Origin of the sequence: Streptomyces sp. RG80, assembly GCF_040446465.1 — a bacterium.
In the GTDB taxonomy this organism is placed as follows: Bacteria; Actinomycetota; Actinomycetes; order Streptomycetales; family Streptomycetaceae; genus Streptomyces.
In genome coordinates this window covers 14885-30172 of record NZ_JBEAAJ010000004.1, presented here as the reverse complement: position 1 = coordinate 30172, position 15288 = coordinate 14885, and the positions used below count along the sequence as shown (strand labels likewise).

At 69.2% G+C, this 15288-nt stretch carries 21 protein-coding genes and 1 tRNA gene; 15 read left to right on the top strand and 7 right to left on the bottom strand.

The features are described 5' to 3' along the window. Positions 1–4 precede the first annotated feature (4 nt). Positions 5–679 carry a P-loop nucleotide/nucleoside kinase family protein gene (locus ABKA17_RS14145; RefSeq protein WP_353692380.1) on the bottom strand — a complete coding sequence of 225 codons (675 nt, stop codon included), beginning with the start codon at positions 677–679 and terminating at the stop codon, positions 5–7. Further along, positions 676–1434 (bottom strand): GntR family transcriptional regulator, encoded by a 759-nt coding sequence (locus tag ABKA17_RS14140; RefSeq protein WP_353692379.1) that lies wholly within the window; start codon positions 1432–1434, stop codon positions 676–678. The genes ABKA17_RS14145 and ABKA17_RS14140 overlap by 4 nt, the downstream gene beginning before the upstream one ends. Positions 1435–1857: 423 nt before the next feature. Here ABKA17_RS14140 and ABKA17_RS14135 point away from each other — a divergent pair, with 423 nt between their 5' ends. From ABKA17_RS14135 to ABKA17_RS14070, 14 genes are all read left to right on the top strand, one after another. Continuing rightward, positions 1858–2037: a hypothetical protein gene (locus ABKA17_RS14135; RefSeq protein WP_353692378.1), complete on the top strand. Its 180-nt coding sequence runs from the start codon at positions 1858–1860 to the stop codon at positions 2035–2037. 88 nt (positions 2038–2125) lie between these two features. Continuing rightward, on the top strand, positions 2126–2392 hold the full coding sequence (locus ABKA17_RS14130) for a DUF6284 family protein (protein WP_353692377.1): 267 nt from the start codon (positions 2126–2128) through the stop codon (positions 2390–2392). Further along, the gene (locus tag ABKA17_RS14125; RefSeq protein WP_353692376.1) at positions 2389–2583 is read left to right on the top strand and encodes a hypothetical protein; all 195 of its coding nucleotides are present in this window, start codon (positions 2389–2391) and stop codon (positions 2581–2583) included. The genes ABKA17_RS14130 and ABKA17_RS14125 overlap by 4 nt, the downstream gene beginning before the upstream one ends. Next, positions 2580–3497 carry a DUF2637 domain-containing protein gene (locus tag ABKA17_RS14120; protein ID WP_353692375.1) on the top strand — a complete coding sequence of 306 codons (918 nt, stop codon included), beginning with the start codon at positions 2580–2582 and terminating at the stop codon, positions 3495–3497. The genes ABKA17_RS14125 and ABKA17_RS14120 overlap by 4 nt, the downstream gene beginning before the upstream one ends. Then, the gene (locus ABKA17_RS14115; protein WP_353692374.1) at positions 3494–4318 is read left to right on the top strand and encodes a phosphoadenosine phosphosulfate reductase; all 825 of its coding nucleotides are present in this window, start codon (positions 3494–3496) and stop codon (positions 4316–4318) included. The genes ABKA17_RS14120 and ABKA17_RS14115 overlap by 4 nt, the downstream gene beginning before the upstream one ends. A gap of 58 nt (positions 4319–4376) precedes the next feature. Continuing rightward, complete coding sequence (locus ABKA17_RS14110) at positions 4377–4700, top strand: hypothetical protein (RefSeq protein WP_353692373.1); 324 nt, start codon at positions 4377–4379, stop codon at positions 4698–4700. Beyond that, positions 4697–4840 carry a pRL2-8 gene (locus ABKA17_RS14105; protein ID WP_353692372.1) on the top strand — a complete coding sequence of 48 codons (144 nt, stop codon included), beginning with the start codon at positions 4697–4699 and terminating at the stop codon, positions 4838–4840. Before ABKA17_RS14110 ends, ABKA17_RS14105 begins: the two co-directional genes overlap by 4 nt. Positions 4841–4962: 122 nt before the next feature. After that, a complete protein-coding gene (locus ABKA17_RS14100; RefSeq protein ID WP_353692371.1) occupies positions 4963–7095 on the top strand; it encodes an FtsK/SpoIIIE domain-containing protein in 2133 nt (710 codons plus the stop codon). A 207-nt stretch (positions 7096–7302) separates the two neighbouring features. Continuing rightward, on the top strand, positions 7303–7779 hold the full coding sequence (locus ABKA17_RS14095) for a hypothetical protein (protein ID WP_353692370.1): 477 nt from the start codon (positions 7303–7305) through the stop codon (positions 7777–7779). An 86-nt stretch (positions 7780–7865) separates the two neighbouring features. Next, entirely contained in the window at positions 7866–8768 is a 903-nt protein-coding gene (locus ABKA17_RS14090) for a bifunctional DNA primase/polymerase (protein ID WP_353692369.1), read from the top strand. Continuing rightward, entirely contained in the window at positions 8765–9115 is a 351-nt protein-coding gene (locus ABKA17_RS14085; RefSeq protein ID WP_353692368.1) for a hypothetical protein, read from the top strand. The genes ABKA17_RS14090 and ABKA17_RS14085 overlap by 4 nt, the downstream gene beginning before the upstream one ends. Next, positions 9112–10257, top strand: coding sequence for a DUF3631 domain-containing protein (locus tag ABKA17_RS14080; protein WP_353692367.1), 1146 nt, complete (start codon positions 9112–9114; stop codon positions 10255–10257). The genes ABKA17_RS14085 and ABKA17_RS14080 overlap by 4 nt, the downstream gene beginning before the upstream one ends. A gap of 178 nt (positions 10258–10435) precedes the next feature. Further along, on the top strand, positions 10436–10669 hold the full coding sequence (locus ABKA17_RS14075) for a helix-turn-helix domain-containing protein (RefSeq protein ID WP_353692366.1): 234 nt from the start codon (positions 10436–10438) through the stop codon (positions 10667–10669). 72 nt (positions 10670–10741) lie between these two features. Further along, the gene (locus ABKA17_RS14070; protein WP_353692365.1) at positions 10742–12019 is read left to right on the top strand and encodes a tyrosine-type recombinase/integrase; all 1278 of its coding nucleotides are present in this window, start codon (positions 10742–10744) and stop codon (positions 12017–12019) included. Positions 12020–12057: 38 nt separating this feature from the next. Here the strand turns inward: ABKA17_RS14070 and ABKA17_RS14065 are convergent, their stop codons facing one another. The 5 genes from ABKA17_RS14065 to ABKA17_RS14045 form a co-directional block, all read right to left on the bottom strand. Continuing rightward, entirely contained in the window at positions 12058–12795 is a 738-nt protein-coding gene (locus ABKA17_RS14065; protein ID WP_353692364.1) for a TIGR02391 family protein, read from the bottom strand. 132 nt (positions 12796–12927) lie between these two features. Then, a tRNA-Ser gene (locus ABKA17_RS14060) sits at positions 12928–13012 on the bottom strand. A 44-nt stretch (positions 13013–13056) separates the two neighbouring features. Then, a complete protein-coding gene (tadA, locus tag ABKA17_RS14055; RefSeq protein ID WP_353692989.1) occupies positions 13057–13482 on the bottom strand; it encodes a tRNA adenosine(34) deaminase TadA in 426 nt (141 codons plus the stop codon). A 56-nt stretch (positions 13483–13538) separates the two neighbouring features. Continuing rightward, the gene (locus ABKA17_RS14050; protein ID WP_353692988.1) at positions 13539–14072 is read right to left on the bottom strand and encodes a tRNA adenosine deaminase-associated protein; all 534 of its coding nucleotides are present in this window, start codon (positions 14070–14072) and stop codon (positions 13539–13541) included. A 231-nt stretch (positions 14073–14303) separates the two neighbouring features. Beyond that, positions 14304–14498 (bottom strand): hypothetical protein, encoded by a 195-nt coding sequence (locus ABKA17_RS14045; protein ID WP_353692363.1) that lies wholly within the window; start codon positions 14496–14498, stop codon positions 14304–14306. A 129-nt stretch (positions 14499–14627) separates the two neighbouring features. Here ABKA17_RS14045 and upp point away from each other — a divergent pair, with 129 nt between their 5' ends. After that, the gene (gene upp, locus ABKA17_RS14040) at positions 14628–15263 is read left to right on the top strand and encodes a uracil phosphoribosyltransferase (RefSeq protein ID WP_353692362.1); all 636 of its coding nucleotides are present in this window, start codon (positions 14628–14630) and stop codon (positions 15261–15263) included. Positions 15264–15288: the final 25 nt, after the last annotated feature.

Below are 15288 nucleotides of genomic sequence, written 5' to 3'. Positions count from 1 at the left end.
CCCCTCATCCATGAGCGTCCAAGGCCGCAACCACGACCGTCGGGTCGCCCTCATACAAGAGGTGCGGTTCGTCCTCCCCCGGGGGAAAGAACCGAGTCCGGTACCGCTGGAGGTCACTCTCAGAGAAGTAGATCGAGTTGGGATCGTTCGCGTGAAAATCGTTGCGCTTGCTGATCCTCGCCCACAGCTCGTCGTGGCTTGCCGCGAGATAGACGAGCACGGGGGTGGCGCCGACGTCGGTGGCGATGGCCCGCCAGTGAGCCCGATCCTCGGGGGTCCAAAAGCCGTGATCAACGACGACGTCGTGCCCCGCCTTGAGGTGGTCGGTGAGCTCGACGGCCACGTCCTCTAGGACCGGTCGCTCAAGGGTGGGGAAGATGCCTCGGGGGAAGTCCACCCCATAGACGCCATGCCGGCGGTACATCTCTTCGTCCGGGCACAGCCGTATGAACCCGCGAGCGGTGAGCGTGCGGGACAGCGTGGTCTTGCCGGAGCCGGGCAGCCCGGCCATCAGGACGCAGAACGGTGGACGTGGTGACATCGGTCTCGTCATGGTCATGGAGATGGCAGCCATCTCCGCTTCGGCTTCGGGCGTGATTGTGCCATCCCTCCGGGCCGCGACTAGTGACCCTAGGCGGTCTTCGAGCACGCTCGCGAGCGTGTCGTCCACCACCGTCATGGCGAGACCTCCGATTCGGTACGCCATGTGCGGCCAGGGCCTCCGAGGTCCACGCCGAATTCCACGACGTTGCCCTCACTGTCGACGAACTTCGCTGTCATCACGACCACTGGTTCCGTCGGTGGGTTCTTGGGGTCCAGTTCCAGGAGTCGGGCGTACTCGGGCGTGAGCAGGTTCGCAGAGGCGGTGTCGACGCGGTGACTGATCGGGTGGCCGGTCGCTTTGGCGATGAGCTGGAGGGATGTTCCCCCTGTCAGTCGCTCGCTCTCCGCCAGTTGGGGGATCATCTTCCCGTACCGCGCAGGAATCCATGACGTGCTGTGGGCGACGATGCCGTGCCGGTCCCGGTACACGCGGCTCCGGCGAATCACGTCGGAGCCGGGCTTCAAGTCCAACGCTTGGGCTACTTCCGGGGGCGCGGGCACCACGGCCGCTTGGTGGGAGTCTGACCTTTCGCCCGCCCCCCAACTGGATCCGGTACGTCGTCCACGGTCCTGGCGCTGGGAGCCTGAAGACATCGGACCCGGTTGGTCCAGAACCTCAGTCCCGATCCCGTGGATACCTCGTACAAGTCCCTCGTTGCGCAGCTTGCGCAGAGCCTTTTCGGCTGTCGCGGTGCTGACTTTCCACTCTTCAGCGAGGTTCTTGATGCTGGGCAAGAGCGTGCCTGGCTCCAGCTGACCAGACGAAATCAGCTCTGTGTAGTGGGCGGCAATTTTCGCGTACGGCGCCCGGTTGTCGGCCTGGCCTGCCATTTCGCCTGCTCCCTGTCGTCACTTCCCTGAGGTTCCCTACCTTACCGCTTGACACCGCAGGGAACCCTAGGGAACCTTAGGGATGTGCCCGCCGGACGGTCTAACCGGACGGTGGGTGCCGGACCTCAATGCGCCCTGATCTAGGGCCCGTTCGAGGTCAAGGGGCCCGGGACAGAGCGGGCCGAGGGCGCCTCCGACCCTGGTCATTCGGAAGGGCTGACCGAAAGGTCGCGTCTCCATACGCCTACAACGGGGTCAGCCGCACTACCTGATACGGGTGCGGCACCCCAAAGGAGACATGCACGTCGCCCCGGCATTCAGCCGCGAGGGCGCGAGATCGGATCTCGCCCGGGGCGCTCCGTCCGCCGCACGAACGGCGAGCGCAGCACGTCATGCCGCCATGGACCCGAAGGGACAACGCATATGAAGCGCAGTTACCGCTTCACCGCCACCGTCACGGACCTGAGCACCGGCAAGCGGGAGCAGGTCAGTGACACCGCGCACTTCGACTACCCGGTGAGCAGGGCCGACGCGTTGACCGCGATCCGCCAGGAACTGACGCGTCAGAGCCGCCCCGGCACCGGCGTCACCCTCACCGACTGACCCCCACCCTCAACGGCGCGCACCCCCGGAGTTGCAGCTCCGGGGGTGCTGTTCGGGCCGTTTCCACCTACCAGGGAGACCACGACCCATGAGCACCATCGTCACTGTTCAGGACGCTGTTACCGACTTCGCCGACTATGTCGAGCCGACGAACGCGGAGCTGGACGCGATCGAGCGGGAGATGCCCGTCATCCTGGCGGACGTCGACCTGATCGACGCGCAGATCATCACCCTTGACCGCACCCCGACCGAGGTGGACACCCAGCGCATCCGGCGGGCCCGTCGGCGTCTGCTGGCCGCTCGCCGCGCCCTCGCCAACCAGCCCGTCACGGGCGTCTCGGGGGGTGCGGCATGACGCAGAACACCTCTCCGCGCGGCCTCGCCCTGGCCCTGATCGTGCTCGGCATCGCCGCCACCGCGGCCTGCCTGTCCCTGATGTGCGTGACCGGTGAGCCGTCCTGGCGGTACGCCACCGCCGGAGCCTGCTTCACGCAGTTCACCGGTTGGGCGCTGCACGGCTGGACCTTGAGGGGCGGTGCCCGATGAACCTGCCCCGCAAGGGCCGCGCGGCCCTCGTGCTCGCCCTGGTTGGCGTGGTCGGCATGGCGTTTCGCGTCTCGTGGAACGCGCTGCGCGACATCGCAGGCGCGATCGGCGCGGACGACACCGCCGCCACCCTCTATCCGTTCGTGGTCGACGGCCTGATGGCCCTCGCCCTCGTCGCCACTCTGGTCCTGGCCGATGGTGACCGCAAGTTCGCGCTGCGCGTGCTGGGCACCTACACGGCCGCTTCCCTAGTCCTCAACTACGTGCACGGCCTGGTCCCTCAGCTGCACGGCCGCACGGTCGACTGGGGACGGCTCGCCGACTGGGACCCCGCCAACTGGGCCCTGGTCCTGCTGGCCACCTCGCTGCCGGTCGGGTCGATCTACTTCGGCTCCGACCTCGTCGCGAAGGTGCTGCACCACCGCCCCACCCCGATTCCGGCCGCCATCACGAATGCGGAGGAATCGACCGAGACCGTCAGGAAACGGTCTATGGCTGACCTGGGGAAATCGACCCCGGCCCCGGCCGTGACGCTGACCCGTCTTGCGGTGCCGGAACCGGTCGCGATCGATGCGGGCAAGTCGATCCTCCCGCTCAAGCCGATGCCCGCCATCCCCGCCCCGACCCCGACCCCGGCGCCGATCGCCGCGCCGGTACGGGGGAGTGTGCCGGCGGGATCGACTCCGCCGCGCGGGGTGACCGGTCGGGTGCCCGACGCTGCCCGATCGCCCCGTACCAAGCGCACGCCCGATCAGCTGCTGGCTCAGGCACGCAAGGCGACGGCTGGCCTGCCGGACGCGAAGGTGACCGCCGAGGGCATCCGCCGCACCATCCGCACCTCGCCCGCGAACGCCCGGATGCTGCGCGATGCGCTCCTTGCCGAGCGGGCCACCGGAAAGCAGGTGACCGCATGAGCAGCATCGAGACCAGGCCGGTGAAGGCGTTCAGCTTCGGTGGCGGGGTGCAGTCGACGACCGCCCTGGCGCTGGCCGCGCTGGGGGAGTTGGACTACAAGACGTTCATCTTCGCCAACGTCGGTGACGACTCCGAGAAGCCCGCCACCCTGCGCTATGTCGAGCAGTACGCGCGCCCGTTCGCCGAAGCCCACGGGTTGGAGCTGGTCACCGTCGGCCGGGTCCGCCGCGACAAGACGCCCGAGACCCTCTACGGGCGCATCACCCGGGAGGGCTCGCGGTCGCTGCCGATCCCGGTGCGGCTGTCCCCGAGTGGGGCGCCGGGCACCCGGGCCTGCACCGGCGACTTCAAAATCAAGGTCATCGGTAAGGAGCTGAAGCGGCGCGGCGCGTCCCGGGATAACCCGGCCACGGTCGGGATCGGGATCAGCCTGGACGAGATCGGCCGGGCGAACAAGCGGCGCTGCGAGCCGTACGAGCAGATCGAATACCCGCTGCTCGAACGCGGCATCCGCCGGGCCGACTGCCCGCGCATCCTGCGCAGCGTGGGGTTGCCGGTGCCGCCGAAGTCGGCGTGCTGGTTCTGCCCGTTCCACCGGCCGGAGAACTGGCACGACATGCGCCGCGACGAGCCGGAGCTGTTCGCCAAAGCCTGCGACCTGGAAGCGCTCCTCAACCGACGCCGCGACCTGCTCGGCAAAGACCACGTGTACCTCACCCGCCTGCTCCGGCCGCTGGCCGACGCGATCCCCGACGGCGTGGACACGCTGCCGTTCGACGACACCGACACCGGCTGTGACTCCGGCTGGTGCATGACATGACGACACCCGCCGTCCTGCACGCCAGCCTCAACGACACGTCCCCCAGGAGGGGTTGACCATGGCCAAGCCCGACACCCGGCGCCTGGACAAGGAAATCCAGGCCACCCAGCGCAAGATCGAAGCGGTCCACAACGAGGAGATGTGGCCGCTGACCAGCTCCGAGCGGGGCCAGATCGCCCGCGCCCTGGTCGGCGGCGGCTACAAGGTCACCCGCGGCAAGAGCACCGGGCGCGCGGAACGGAACCTTGAGTCGGCGTGGCAGTCGGCCCTGTCCCGGCTGACCGCTGAGCTGCTCGCGTTGCAGATGGAGCGCAAGCGCATCGAGACCGAGGCCGCGACCGCCAAGGCCGCGAAGAAGTCCGCCGGGGGGTGGCTGTGGTGAAGCCGACCCCTGCGGGCGAGTGCCCGCAGTGCTGGCAGCACGCCCACGACCGCAGCATCCACCGCCGCCTCAAGCCGCGCGAGGACTGCAAGCCGTGCCTGGACCACCTGCACAACGGCTGCCCGACCCGGGCGTCCTAGAAGTCCCGGTGAGCAGGGCTCACCGTCTGCTGCCCCGGGGTGGCCCTCGTCTGCCAGGACCGGCCACCCCGGAGCATCCCTCAACTCCCGCCCCTGTTGGGGCAGTCAGGAGCAGTTCCAGCATGTCTGAGAACGTCGTTCACCTCTACAAGGACCCCACCCCTGACCCCGAGGGCCACGGCACGCCGCCGATCCCGCTGGCCGCCGTGCCCGACACCCCGGACGCGCCGCTGGTGCCGTTGTGGGTCCGCTCGGGCCGTGCGGTCCGGTCGCTGGCCACGCACGAGCGGACCACGACCGTCGCCCGCGCGATGGCCCGGCACAGCCTCTACACGGTCAACGGGGGCCGGATCGTGGCCCGTCGGGCCTGGGACGGCAAGACAGGCTCCCGCTATGAGCGCATGCTCCGCGCCGCCGAAGCCGCGGGCAATACGGAGTTGGCGGAGGAGTGGGAGGAGCGTCTCCAGCGCTTCCGTGAGGCCCGCCACCGCCGCCGCATGGACCTGCTTCACACGCCCGTCGACATCGCCAAGGGCGTGGCCGTGGGCACCGGGATGAGCATCGGCGTTTTGGTCGCGCTCGGCATCGTGATGGCGATCAACAACAAGGATGCCGCCGACGTCGTCACCCCGCTCGCGGCCACCGTCGACTTCCTCGGCCTGCTGATCCGGATCGTGCAGATCGTCTGGGGTCCGGCCCTGATCCTCGGCCCGCTGTTCGCGCTGCTGGGCATGTGGGGCGTGGGCCGTCACCAGCAGGCTGCCCCGCAGTGGGCACTGCCCGCCAGCATCCGTTCCGGCGAGGGCGAGCCGATCACCCCGTCCATCGTCGTCAAGGCCCTGCGCGACCTGGGGATACCGGCGATGCGCACCGCCATCAAGGAGATGGGGGATGCGGGCGCGTCCATGCTCGGCCCGATCACCATCGCCGGATGCGGGGTCGAAGTCGACGTCACGCTCCCGTCGGGGGTGTCGACGAACGAGGTGCAGACCCGGCGCCGCAAGCTGGCGGAGAACCTGACCCGGCACGAGCACGAGGTGTTCATCACCCTGCCGCCGGCAGCCCGCACGGTGCGGCTGTGGATCGCCGACTCCGGCGCGCTGGACGAGCCGATCGGTCCCTCGCCGCTGGTGACGGACGAGACGATGACCGCCGACTACGCCAAGGGCCGTGCCCCCTGGGGGCAGGACCTGCGCGGGGATGCCGCCCTGCTCAGCCTGTATCAGCGCCACTTGCTCATCACCGGTCTGTCGAACCAGGGCAAGACCGTCGCCCTGCGCTCCCTCGCCCTCTGGCTCGCCCTGGACAAGTCGGTGCAGTTCTTGATCGGGGACCTCAAGGGCGTCGGCGACTGGAACATGTTCGACGGCGTGGCCGCCACCCTGATCCAGGGGCCCACCGATGAGCACGTGGTCCAGGTGACCGAGATGGTCGAGGGCGCCGTGTCGGAGATGAACCGCCGCATCCAGGCCCCGCCGGGAACGCAGTTCCCGGCGCTGATCGTGCTGGTGGACGAGGCGCAGGTGGCGTTCATGTGCCCGGCCAAGGACGACGAGAAGCGCCCCTACGGCGGCTCCAAGGCCAACTCCCGCTATTTCATGGCCGTCCGCAAAATCCACAACCAGGGCCGTGCCGTGAACGTGCTGATGTGGCAGGGCACCCAGGACCCGACCAACGAGAACCTGCCCAAGCTGGTCCGCGAGGGCGCCCACACCCGTGCCTCCCTCGCCCTGGGCACGGAGTCTCAGGCCCGCATGGCGCTCGGTGACAAGGCCGTCGACGGCGGCGCCGCGCCGAACCTGCTGCGTCCGGGTCTGGATCAGGGAACGCTGGTCGTGGCCTCCTCCGGGATCGAGATCCCGGCCGGACAGGCATCCATCACGGTGCGCACGCACTACGTCGACGACGACGCGGCCAAGGCCATCACCGCCCGCGCCAAGGCCCTGCGCGACGGCGTCGCCACCCTCACCGTCATCGAGCGGGGCGAGGAGCGTGACCGGCTCGCCGACATCGTGCGCGTGGTCGGCGACGCGGCGAGGGTGCGGACCAAGGACGTGTTGCACCGGCTCGCGATCCTGGACGAAGACGCCTACGGCGACTGGTCGTTCAACGACCTCAAGCGCGTCCTCGACGACGCTGCGCCGGACGGGCCGGACATCGCCTACAAGTCCGACGGGGTCATGGTCGTCAGCCGCGACCGGCTCGCCCGCGCCCTCGCCAACCGCGACGACGAGGGTTCCGCTTCTGCCTCCTGACGGCAGGGAGCCAACGTGTGCCGGGTCAGGGAGGCAGGGAGACCTCCCTGACCGCCTCCCTGACCCGCCTCCCTGGCCTTGACCTGCACGAATGATCGTTCAGGGAGGCAGGGAGGCACGCCAGGTCAGACCCCGAAAACCCCCTCCACAGCGCACCCCCAAGGGGGTGCCTCCGCCTCCCTGACCCCGTTTCGGAAGGGATTCCGCATGCACCCCGACACCACCCCCCAACCCGCCCCCACGACCGCCGGATTGAGCGAGATCCAGGCCAAGGCCGAGGCCCGTCGGATCATCGACGATGCCTACCGGCCCACCGCCTACCGCGACCACACCCCGCTTCCCACTCGCGGCGACGCCCCGCCCGTCGCCCAGCCCGGACGGCCCCCGATGAGTCAGGGCGCCACCGACGCGAGCGTCCTCATGCTTGCCGGCGGCACCACCACCGCCATGGTCGGCGGCACCGCCGCGGTGCTCATGTACGTGTCCCAGTTCGCCGACCCCATCGTGTGCGGGCTCGTCTTCGGCGCGCCGACTGCTCTCGTGCTCGCCCTCGCCCGGCTCGCCGCGCGGGCCAAACCGGCGCCGGACGTTCACCACCACTACATCGGGCCCGTCCACCAGGACCAGCGCACCGTGTCCACCACCACGCGCGGCATCTGGGCCAAGACCAACAACCAGCAGTAGTTACGCCAAGGGCGGCCCCCGTCTCGCCAAAGTCCGGGGCCGCCCTTGTCAGCCAGTCACCCATCAAGGAACTGGAGACCTCCAGCATGACCCAAGACCCCCGCTTAGCGCTGCTGCGCGCCGCGCTGGATGCCGCCGCACGCGGCTGGCACGTCTTCCCTCTCCGTCCCGGCACCAAGCGGCCCGCCCTGCACGGCGAGAAGTCCTGCACCCGCACCGGCGAGTGCACGGGCGGGCACCGGAAGTGGGAGCAGCGCGCCACCACCGACCCCGACCGCATCCAAGCGGCGTGGTCACAGGCGCCGTTCAACGTCGGCATCGCCACCGGCACCTCCGGACTGGTGGTCATCGACCTCGACATGCCCAAGGACAAGGGCAGTTCGGACGCGCCTTGCGGCGCGGCGACCTTCGGGGCGCTCTGCGAGCGCGCCGGGCACGCCGTCCCCGCCACCTACCGGGTGCGGACTGCGAGTGGCGGGACGCACCTGTACTTCACCGCCCCCAACGGTGTTTGGCTGGCCAACACCGCAGGAACCATTGGCGAGTTGGTCGACACACGGGCATGGGGCGGCTACGTCGTCGCTGCGGGCAGCACCAACGACATCGGAACGTACGAAGCCGTCAGCAGCTCTGTAGTGGCTCCGCTCCCCGAATGGCTACAAGCCATCCTGCAACCCGTCCCCGTGCGCTCTGCGGGGCCGCTGAAGCCTCCTGCGGTCGATGCTGGCCGTGCGGCCCTGTCCGCGCTGGAAGCAGAGTGCGCCGTCGTGTCCGCAGCGCCGGACAAGCAGCGCAACACCACGCTCAACCGGTGCGCCTTCAAGGTGGGGCGCTTCGTGGCGTGGGGCGACATTCCCCGACACGTGGTGGAGGAGGCCTTCCAAGGGGCGGGAGTGGAGCGGGGACTCACCGCTGCCGAGTGCCGCGCCACGATCCGCAGTGCCCTGGACAGCTCCATCCGCAAGGCCCGGCCCCGGGAGGCGGTATGAACGCCCCCGGCTCCTCCCCCTTGGAAGGCCAACCCCCGGCGAGTGGGGGGCCGGTCGCCGAACTTGCCTCGCCCGCACCGGTCGTGGGCGTGCCGAAGGTCGTCGCCCGTGAGGGCGTCCTTTCTGCTGCTCTTCGTTCTGACCCGGACACGGTCATCGTCACCGGCATCTGGCCGGGTCTCCAGGTCCAGTTCACCAGCCCGCCGGTCGCGGACTGGCTGTGTTCCTGCGGGCACCACGAACGCGCCCGTGGCAAGTCGTCCGTCATCGAACTCACCACCCGCGTCCGCGTCGGTGTCTGCCCGCACGGCACCACCCCCGCACAGGAAGGAAGGGCCGCCGCATGACCTCCACCATTGACGGGGCCGAGCTGCTTCACGAGGTGGAAGCCTTCCACCGTCGCTTCAACGTCTTCCCCCACGAAGCTGCCTACGTCGCCGTGGCGCTGTGGGACGCCCACGCCCACCTGCTGGACTGCTTCGACTCCACACCCCGCCTGGCGTTCCTCTCCCCGGAACCGGGCTCGGGCAAGTCCCGCGCGCTGGAGGTCGTGGAAACCCTCGTCCCCGCGCCCATGACGGCCGTGAACGCCTCCGCCGCCGCCCTGTTCCGGTCGGTGTCCAACCCCAACGGACGGCCCACGATCCTGTTCGACGAGATCGACACGGTCTTCGGACCCAAGGCAGGCGACAACGAGGAACTACGCGGCTTCCTCAACGCTGGTCACCGCCGGACCGGGGTCACCTACCGGTGCATCGGCGACGGCGGCAACCAGACGGTGCAAGCCTTCCCCTCCTACTGCGCGGTCGCCGTCGCAGGACTCGGCAACCTGCCCGACACGATCATGACCCGGTCCGTCGTCATCCGCATGCGCCGACGAGCCCGCAACGAACGCGTGGAAGCCTTCCGCGCCCGACTCCACGAAACGCAGGGGCACAAGCTGCGAGACCGGCTCGCCCAATGGGCCGAACACGCCCGAGGGTTCGTCATGGGCGCGTGGCCGGAGATGCCCGACGGGGTCACCGACCGGCCGGCAGACGTGTGGGAACCCCTGCTGGCCATCGCCGACGCAGTAGGCGGTGACTGGCCCGAGCGGGCCCGCGCCGCGTGCGTGACGCTGGTGACCGCGTCCAAGTCCAACGACAAGGGCAGTCTCGGGGTCCGGTTGCTGACCGATCTGCGTGATCACGTCTTGGTCGGCATCGACCGCCTGCCCACCGTGGCCATCCTGGACCGGCTCAACGCCCTTGATGACGCCCCCTGGGCCGACCTGCACGGCAAGCCGTTCGACAACCGGCGCCTGTCCAAGATGCTCGCGGAGTACATGACGGCCGACAACGAGCCGATCGCCTCCCGCAACATCAAGACCGCCGGAAGCGTCCTCAAGGGCTACCACGCAGCCGATCTCTGGGACGCGTGGGCGCGCTACTGCCCCCCACCCCCGGAAAGTCCGCTACCTCCGCTACCCGGCACCGAAAACGCGGCCTGACCAGCAACAACGCGGTAGCGGCAACCGGGGCCGGTTGCCGCTACCGCCCCGCTACCCATCCGCTACCGCTACCCCTTCCCGCTACCTCCAGCAGGCCCCTGACCTGCGCGGTAGCGGCGGTAGCGGAAGTAGCGCCCCTCAGAGAGGCCCCCCGAAGGACTGCCCCGAGGAGATCCGCATGAGCATCGCTGGCGTGGACGCAGTCCGGCTCGACGAGAGCACGGACCCCACCCTCGTGTTTCTGAAAGTCGAGGAAGCCGCTCGCCGACTCCGCGTCGGCAGGACCACCTGTTACGCCCTCATTCGTTCCGGCGAGCTGGAGTCCCACCTGATCGGTGGACTTCGACGCGTCCCCGCCGATGCCCCCGCCGCCTACCTCGCACGGCTCCGCACTCAGCAGCACGCAGTCTGATCCACCTCGCTCGCCGGAGCGCCACCCATACCGGGGTGGCGCTCCGGTCGTTTCACTCAAAGGAGACCGCCCGTGGCGGAAGACAAGAAGCGCACCCGGCAGCCCAACGGTCGCAGCTCGATCTACGAAGGGAGCGACGGCAAGTGGCACGGCCGCGTGACCGTCGGCATCCGCGACGACGGACGGCCCGACCGCCGGCACGTCGAACGCAAGACACGCGCCGAAGTCACGGCCGCCGTCCGCGAACTGGAGAAGCAGCGTGAGGCCAAGACCCTGGCCAAGCCCGGAAAGCCCTGGACAGTCAAGACCTGGTTGACCCACTGGGTCGACACCATCGCGCCGCTCGCGGTGAACGAGAACACCATGGTCGGTTACGGCGTGGCCGTGCGAAAGCACCTGATCCCGGCACTTGGCGCCCACCGGCTCGACAAGCTCAGGCCGGAGCACATCGAGCGCTTCTACGGGAACATGCATGCCGACGGCCGTAAGGCAGGGACGATTCACCAGATCCACCGGACCTTCCGCACCGCGCTGAACGAGGCGGTACGGCGCGGCCACCTCGGACGGAACCCCGTCCAACTCGCCAAGGCGCCCCGCGTCCGGGAAGAGGAAGTGGAGCCGTACACCGTGGAAGAGGTGCAGCGGCTCCTGCAGACGGCGGACAACCACCGGAACTCCGCGCGCTGGGCCGTGGCGCTCGCCCTCGGTCTAAGGCAGGGGGAGGCGCTGGGCCTCAAGTGGGCCGATGTGGACCTTGGCCGGGGCATCCTGATGGTCCGTCGGAGTCGCCGCCGCCCGCGCTATGCCCATGGGTGCGGTGACTCCTGTGGCAGGCAGGCGGGTTACTGCCCGCAGCGTCTGCGGACGAACCCCGAGACTGCCGACACGAAGTCTCGTGCGGGGCGCCGCGCGGTCGGACTCCCTGCACAACTTGTGGATCTGCTGCGGGCCCACCGGACCAAGCAGGATGCCGAACGGGCGTCGGCTGGAGACGACTGGGTCGACGAGGGATGGTTGTTCGCTACGCCGACTGGCAAGGGGACGTCACCGCGTACGGACTACGACGACTGGAAGGAGTTGCTCGAAGATGCGAAGGTCCGGGACGGCCGACTGCACGACGCTCGGCACACCGCCGCCACGGTCCTGCTGATCCTCGGAGTCTCGGAGCGGGCTGTGATGGGGCTCATGGGATGGTCCACCACGGCCATGGCCGCGCGGTACCAGCACATGGTGGACTCGGTCCGGAACGATGTCGCTCGACAGGTCGACGGACTCATCTGGAAGCCTGCCGCGCACGGGCCGACCGATGACGACGACGGAGCCGCCGGGGTGTTCGCACCGGCAGGCTGAAGCAATGGGGGCAGGTCTCTTGATCTGCCCCCATCCGTTTACGTCACGACCTGGCACTGATCGATGAGCCGCGCAACCACGCTGAACGTGGCCAACTGCTCCAATGCCTCTTGCTCTCCCAAGTCGCCTGTTTCGTGGGCGGCAGGGTTTCGGAGCGCGAAGTAGGCCCCTTGACCGAGCTGCAGGGCGCCACGCTGCCGTGTCAGGACGCCTGGATCTGTTTGATCACCCGGAATCCGAAGTCGGGGTTTGCCTGGCTCGGGTGGCTTGTCACTCAGAGCCTCCTGAACGAGCTTGGCGTCCGCCAGATCACGGCGACCCACTTTGGTCTGTAGGTGGGCATTGATCGACGTAGCGGCGGCGTGAACGGCAGCTCGATAGTGCGCGGACTCCCACAGGGTGCGAGCAGCGTCCCACACCCATGGGTGGAACTGGTCGGCGGAAAGTGCGGGAGCGTCTGGCGTCAGACGCGTTGCCCACTCGTCCATGTCGTCGAGCATTCCAAGGGCCCGGCGAACTTGGTTCCTGGCTACGTGCTGCCCGCTCGAACGTTCGAGATCGATGTCCTTCGTAAGCTCAGGATCGAGACAACTGAGGATCTTCCTGATCGTGGGCTCCGCTTTGAACATCTCAGTCCGGAGTACGCGAACTTCAGGGTTGACCGGCTGCGGGCGGTCGGAGGAGAGGACGTATGAGGTTGGTCCCCTCGCTGTCAGGTACTTGGTCACGAGCGCGTCGAACGCCTCCAGGCGTTGCCGCATCCAGTCACGATCCACGCGAGCAGAGTAGAGGGCGGCTGGATGCCTCGACAGCTTAATTTTTTGCTTCCGGGCGACTAACTGAGACGGAAACTGAGACGGAGATGCGCGAAGGGTCCGGCTCATTGAGCCGGACCCTTCGTCTACCTGCGGTAGCGGAGGGATTTGAACCCTCGGTGACTTGCGCCACACTCGCTTTCGAGGCGAGCTCCTTCGGCCGCTCGGACACGCTACCGAGGGAGACATTACAGCAAGGTGGGGCGTGCTCTGAAATCGGTATTACCGGGATCGGAAGAAGGCCGTGAGCAGGGCCGCGCACTCCTCGGCCAGCACGCCCCCGATCACCTCGGGACGGTGGTTGAGGCGCCGGTCGCGTACGACGTCCCACAGGGAGCCGGCCGCACCGGCCTTGTCGTCGCGGGCGCCGTAGACGACCCGGTCCACACGGGACTGCACCAGGGCTCCCGCGCACATCGTGCAGGGCTCCAGGGTGACGACGAGCGTGCAGCCGGTCAGCCGCCACTCGCCGAGTTCCGCGGCGGCCCGCCGGACGGCGAGAACCTCCGCGTGGGCGGTCGGGTCGCCGACCGCCTCGCGTTCGTTGTGCCCGGCGCCGAGCACGGTGGTGCCGTCCGGGGCCAGTACGACGGCCCCCACGGGGACGTCCGGACCGGCCCGTCCGGCCTCGTCCAGGGCGAGCCGCATCGCGGCCCGCCAACGGTCGCGTACCGGGTCCGGGGGACCCTCGGTGGTGTGCACGGTCAGCGGACGGTCTCCAGGACCTCCGAGGCGCCCAGGGCCTCGGCGATCTCGCCGAGCGCGTCCTCCGACAGGGACTTCAGCTCCTTCTCGCTGACGCCCAGGTCGTCGAGGATCCCGGGGTCGCCCACCGGACCGTGCGGCACGGCCTCGGCGGAGCCGCCGCCCTCGGTGCCGTCGTCGTCCTCCTCGTCCTCACCGTCCTCGGTGCCGTCGAGGTCGAGGGCGTCCAGGTCGGTCTCGTCGTCCCCGGGCTCTCTTCCGAGCAGTTCGTCGGTGAGCAGGATCTCGCCGTAACTGCTGCGGGCAGCGGCGGCGGCGTCCGAGACGTAGATGCGTGGGTCTTCCTCGCCGTCGATGCGGACGACGCCGAACCAGGCGTCCTCCTGCTCGATCAGCACCAGCACCGTGTCGTCCTCGGGTGAGGCTTCACGGGCCAGGTCGGCCAGATCCGACAGGGTCTCCACGTCGTCGAGCTCTTTGTCGCTCGCTTCCCACCCGTCTTCGGTGCGCGCGAGCAGTGCGGCGAAGTACACCGTGACTCTCCCACTGGTCATAGGCGTGCCGGTTGGGGGTCCCCCCGGCGGAGGTTGTGGGCGGTAAGGCATTGGCTCCGAGCCCCGCCCACTCGGAATCGTGGCAGAAACGGAGCGTTCAGGGGACGTCTTCGGCACCCTGTGTCCGCCCGTTTTGATCGTCCACCAGCGGGATCGTACGCGGCCGGGGCGGTGAGAACGTACGCGGGAGCCCGAAGAGGGCGGGTCGGCCTACCAGCGGAAGGTGCGCATGCGCATCGCGTGGCGCAGCCGGGCCGTCTTGGCGCGCCGGGGCTGGACGCGGTCCCGCAGCTCACGGGCCTCGGCGAGGTCGCGCAGGAACTGGGCCCGGCGCCGTCGGCGCTCGGCGTCGGTCTCCTGCCGTGCGGTGTCCTCGTAGGACTCGCGTGACTCCTGGTTCGGCATCTGCTCACCACCCCGTTGCGTCCCTCCCACTTTCCCTCCGACGGGGGGTTTGATGCCAGCGGACGGGTGACTTGGGGTTTGGCGCCGCACGGGACGCCGGGGGCGGTGGGCCCGGTTAATGTTGTGGACATGCGTCTCCATGTCGTCGACCACCCCCTGGTCGCTCACAAGCTCACCACGCTGCGCGACCAGCGCACCGACTCCGCGACCTTCCGCCGGCTGGCCGACGAGCTGGTCACCCTGCTCGCCTACGAGGCCACGCGGGACGTGCGCACCGAGGCGGTCGACATCACGACCCCGGTCACCACCACGACCGGCGTCAAGCTCTCCTACCCGCGCCCCCTGGTGGTGCCGATCCTGCGGGCCGGCCTCGGCATGCTCGACGGCATGGTCCGGCTGCTGCCGACCGCCGAGGTGGGCTTCCTGGGCATGATCCGCAACGAGGAGACGCTGGAGGCGTCCACGTACGCCACGCGTATGCCGGAGGACCTCTCCGGCCGCCAGGTGTATGTCCTCGACCCGATGCTGGCCACGGGCGGCACGCTGGTCGCGGCGATCCGCGAGCTCATCAAGCGCGGCGCGGACGATGTGACCGCGGTCGTGCTGCTCGCCGCGCCGGAGGGTGTGGAGCTGATGGAGCGCGAGCTGGCGGGGACGCCGGTCACCGTCGTGACGGCGGCCGTCGACGACCACCTCAACGACCACGGGTACATCGTGCCGGGGCTGGGGGACGCGGGCGATCGTCTTTACGGAGCTGCGGAGTAAGGACGCCGTTTCGCCGTAGGGGTGC

What these genes read in the sequence shown, in the direction of transcription:
- ABKA17_RS14145 (WP_353692380.1), bottom strand. Translation starts at nt 679, where the DNA reads ATGACGGTGGTGGACGACACGCTCGCGAGCGTGCTCGAAGACCGCCTA.
- ABKA17_RS14140 (WP_353692379.1), bottom strand. Translation starts at nt 1,434, where the DNA reads ATGGCAGGCCAGGCCGACAACCGGGCGCCGTACGCGAAAATTGCCGCC.
- ABKA17_RS14135 (WP_353692378.1), top strand. Translation starts at nt 1,858, where the DNA reads ATGAAGCGCAGTTACCGCTTCACCGCCACCGTCACGGACCTGAGCACC.
- ABKA17_RS14130 (WP_353692377.1), top strand. Translation starts at nt 2,126, where the DNA reads ATGAGCACCATCGTCACTGTTCAGGACGCTGTTACCGACTTCGCCGAC.
- ABKA17_RS14125 (WP_353692376.1), top strand. Translation starts at nt 2,389, where the DNA reads ATGACGCAGAACACCTCTCCGCGCGGCCTCGCCCTGGCCCTGATCGTG.
- ABKA17_RS14120 (WP_353692375.1), top strand. Translation starts at nt 2,580, where the DNA reads ATGAACCTGCCCCGCAAGGGCCGCGCGGCCCTCGTGCTCGCCCTGGTT.
- ABKA17_RS14115 (WP_353692374.1), top strand. Translation starts at nt 3,494, where the DNA reads ATGAGCAGCATCGAGACCAGGCCGGTGAAGGCGTTCAGCTTCGGTGGC.
- ABKA17_RS14110 (WP_353692373.1), top strand. Translation starts at nt 4,377, where the DNA reads ATGGCCAAGCCCGACACCCGGCGCCTGGACAAGGAAATCCAGGCCACC.
- ABKA17_RS14100 (WP_353692371.1), top strand. Translation starts at nt 4,963, where the DNA reads ATGTCTGAGAACGTCGTTCACCTCTACAAGGACCCCACCCCTGACCCC.
- ABKA17_RS14095 (WP_353692370.1), top strand. Translation starts at nt 7,303, where the DNA reads ATGCACCCCGACACCACCCCCCAACCCGCCCCCACGACCGCCGGATTG.
- ABKA17_RS14090 (WP_353692369.1), top strand. Translation starts at nt 7,866, where the DNA reads ATGACCCAAGACCCCCGCTTAGCGCTGCTGCGCGCCGCGCTGGATGCC.
- ABKA17_RS14085 (WP_353692368.1), top strand. Translation starts at nt 8,765, where the DNA reads ATGAACGCCCCCGGCTCCTCCCCCTTGGAAGGCCAACCCCCGGCGAGT.
- ABKA17_RS14080 (WP_353692367.1), top strand. Translation starts at nt 9,112, where the DNA reads ATGACCTCCACCATTGACGGGGCCGAGCTGCTTCACGAGGTGGAAGCC.
- ABKA17_RS14075 (WP_353692366.1), top strand. Translation starts at nt 10,436, where the DNA reads ATGAGCATCGCTGGCGTGGACGCAGTCCGGCTCGACGAGAGCACGGAC.
- tadA (WP_353692989.1), bottom strand. Translation starts at nt 13,482, where the DNA reads ATGCGGCTCGCCCTGGACGAGGCCGGACGGGCCGGTCCGGACGTCCCC.
- ABKA17_RS14045 (WP_353692363.1), bottom strand. Translation starts at nt 14,498, where the DNA reads ATGCCGAACCAGGAGTCACGCGAGTCCTACGAGGACACCGCACGGCAG.
- upp (WP_353692362.1), top strand. Translation starts at nt 14,628, where the DNA reads ATGCGTCTCCATGTCGTCGACCACCCCCTGGTCGCTCACAAGCTCACC.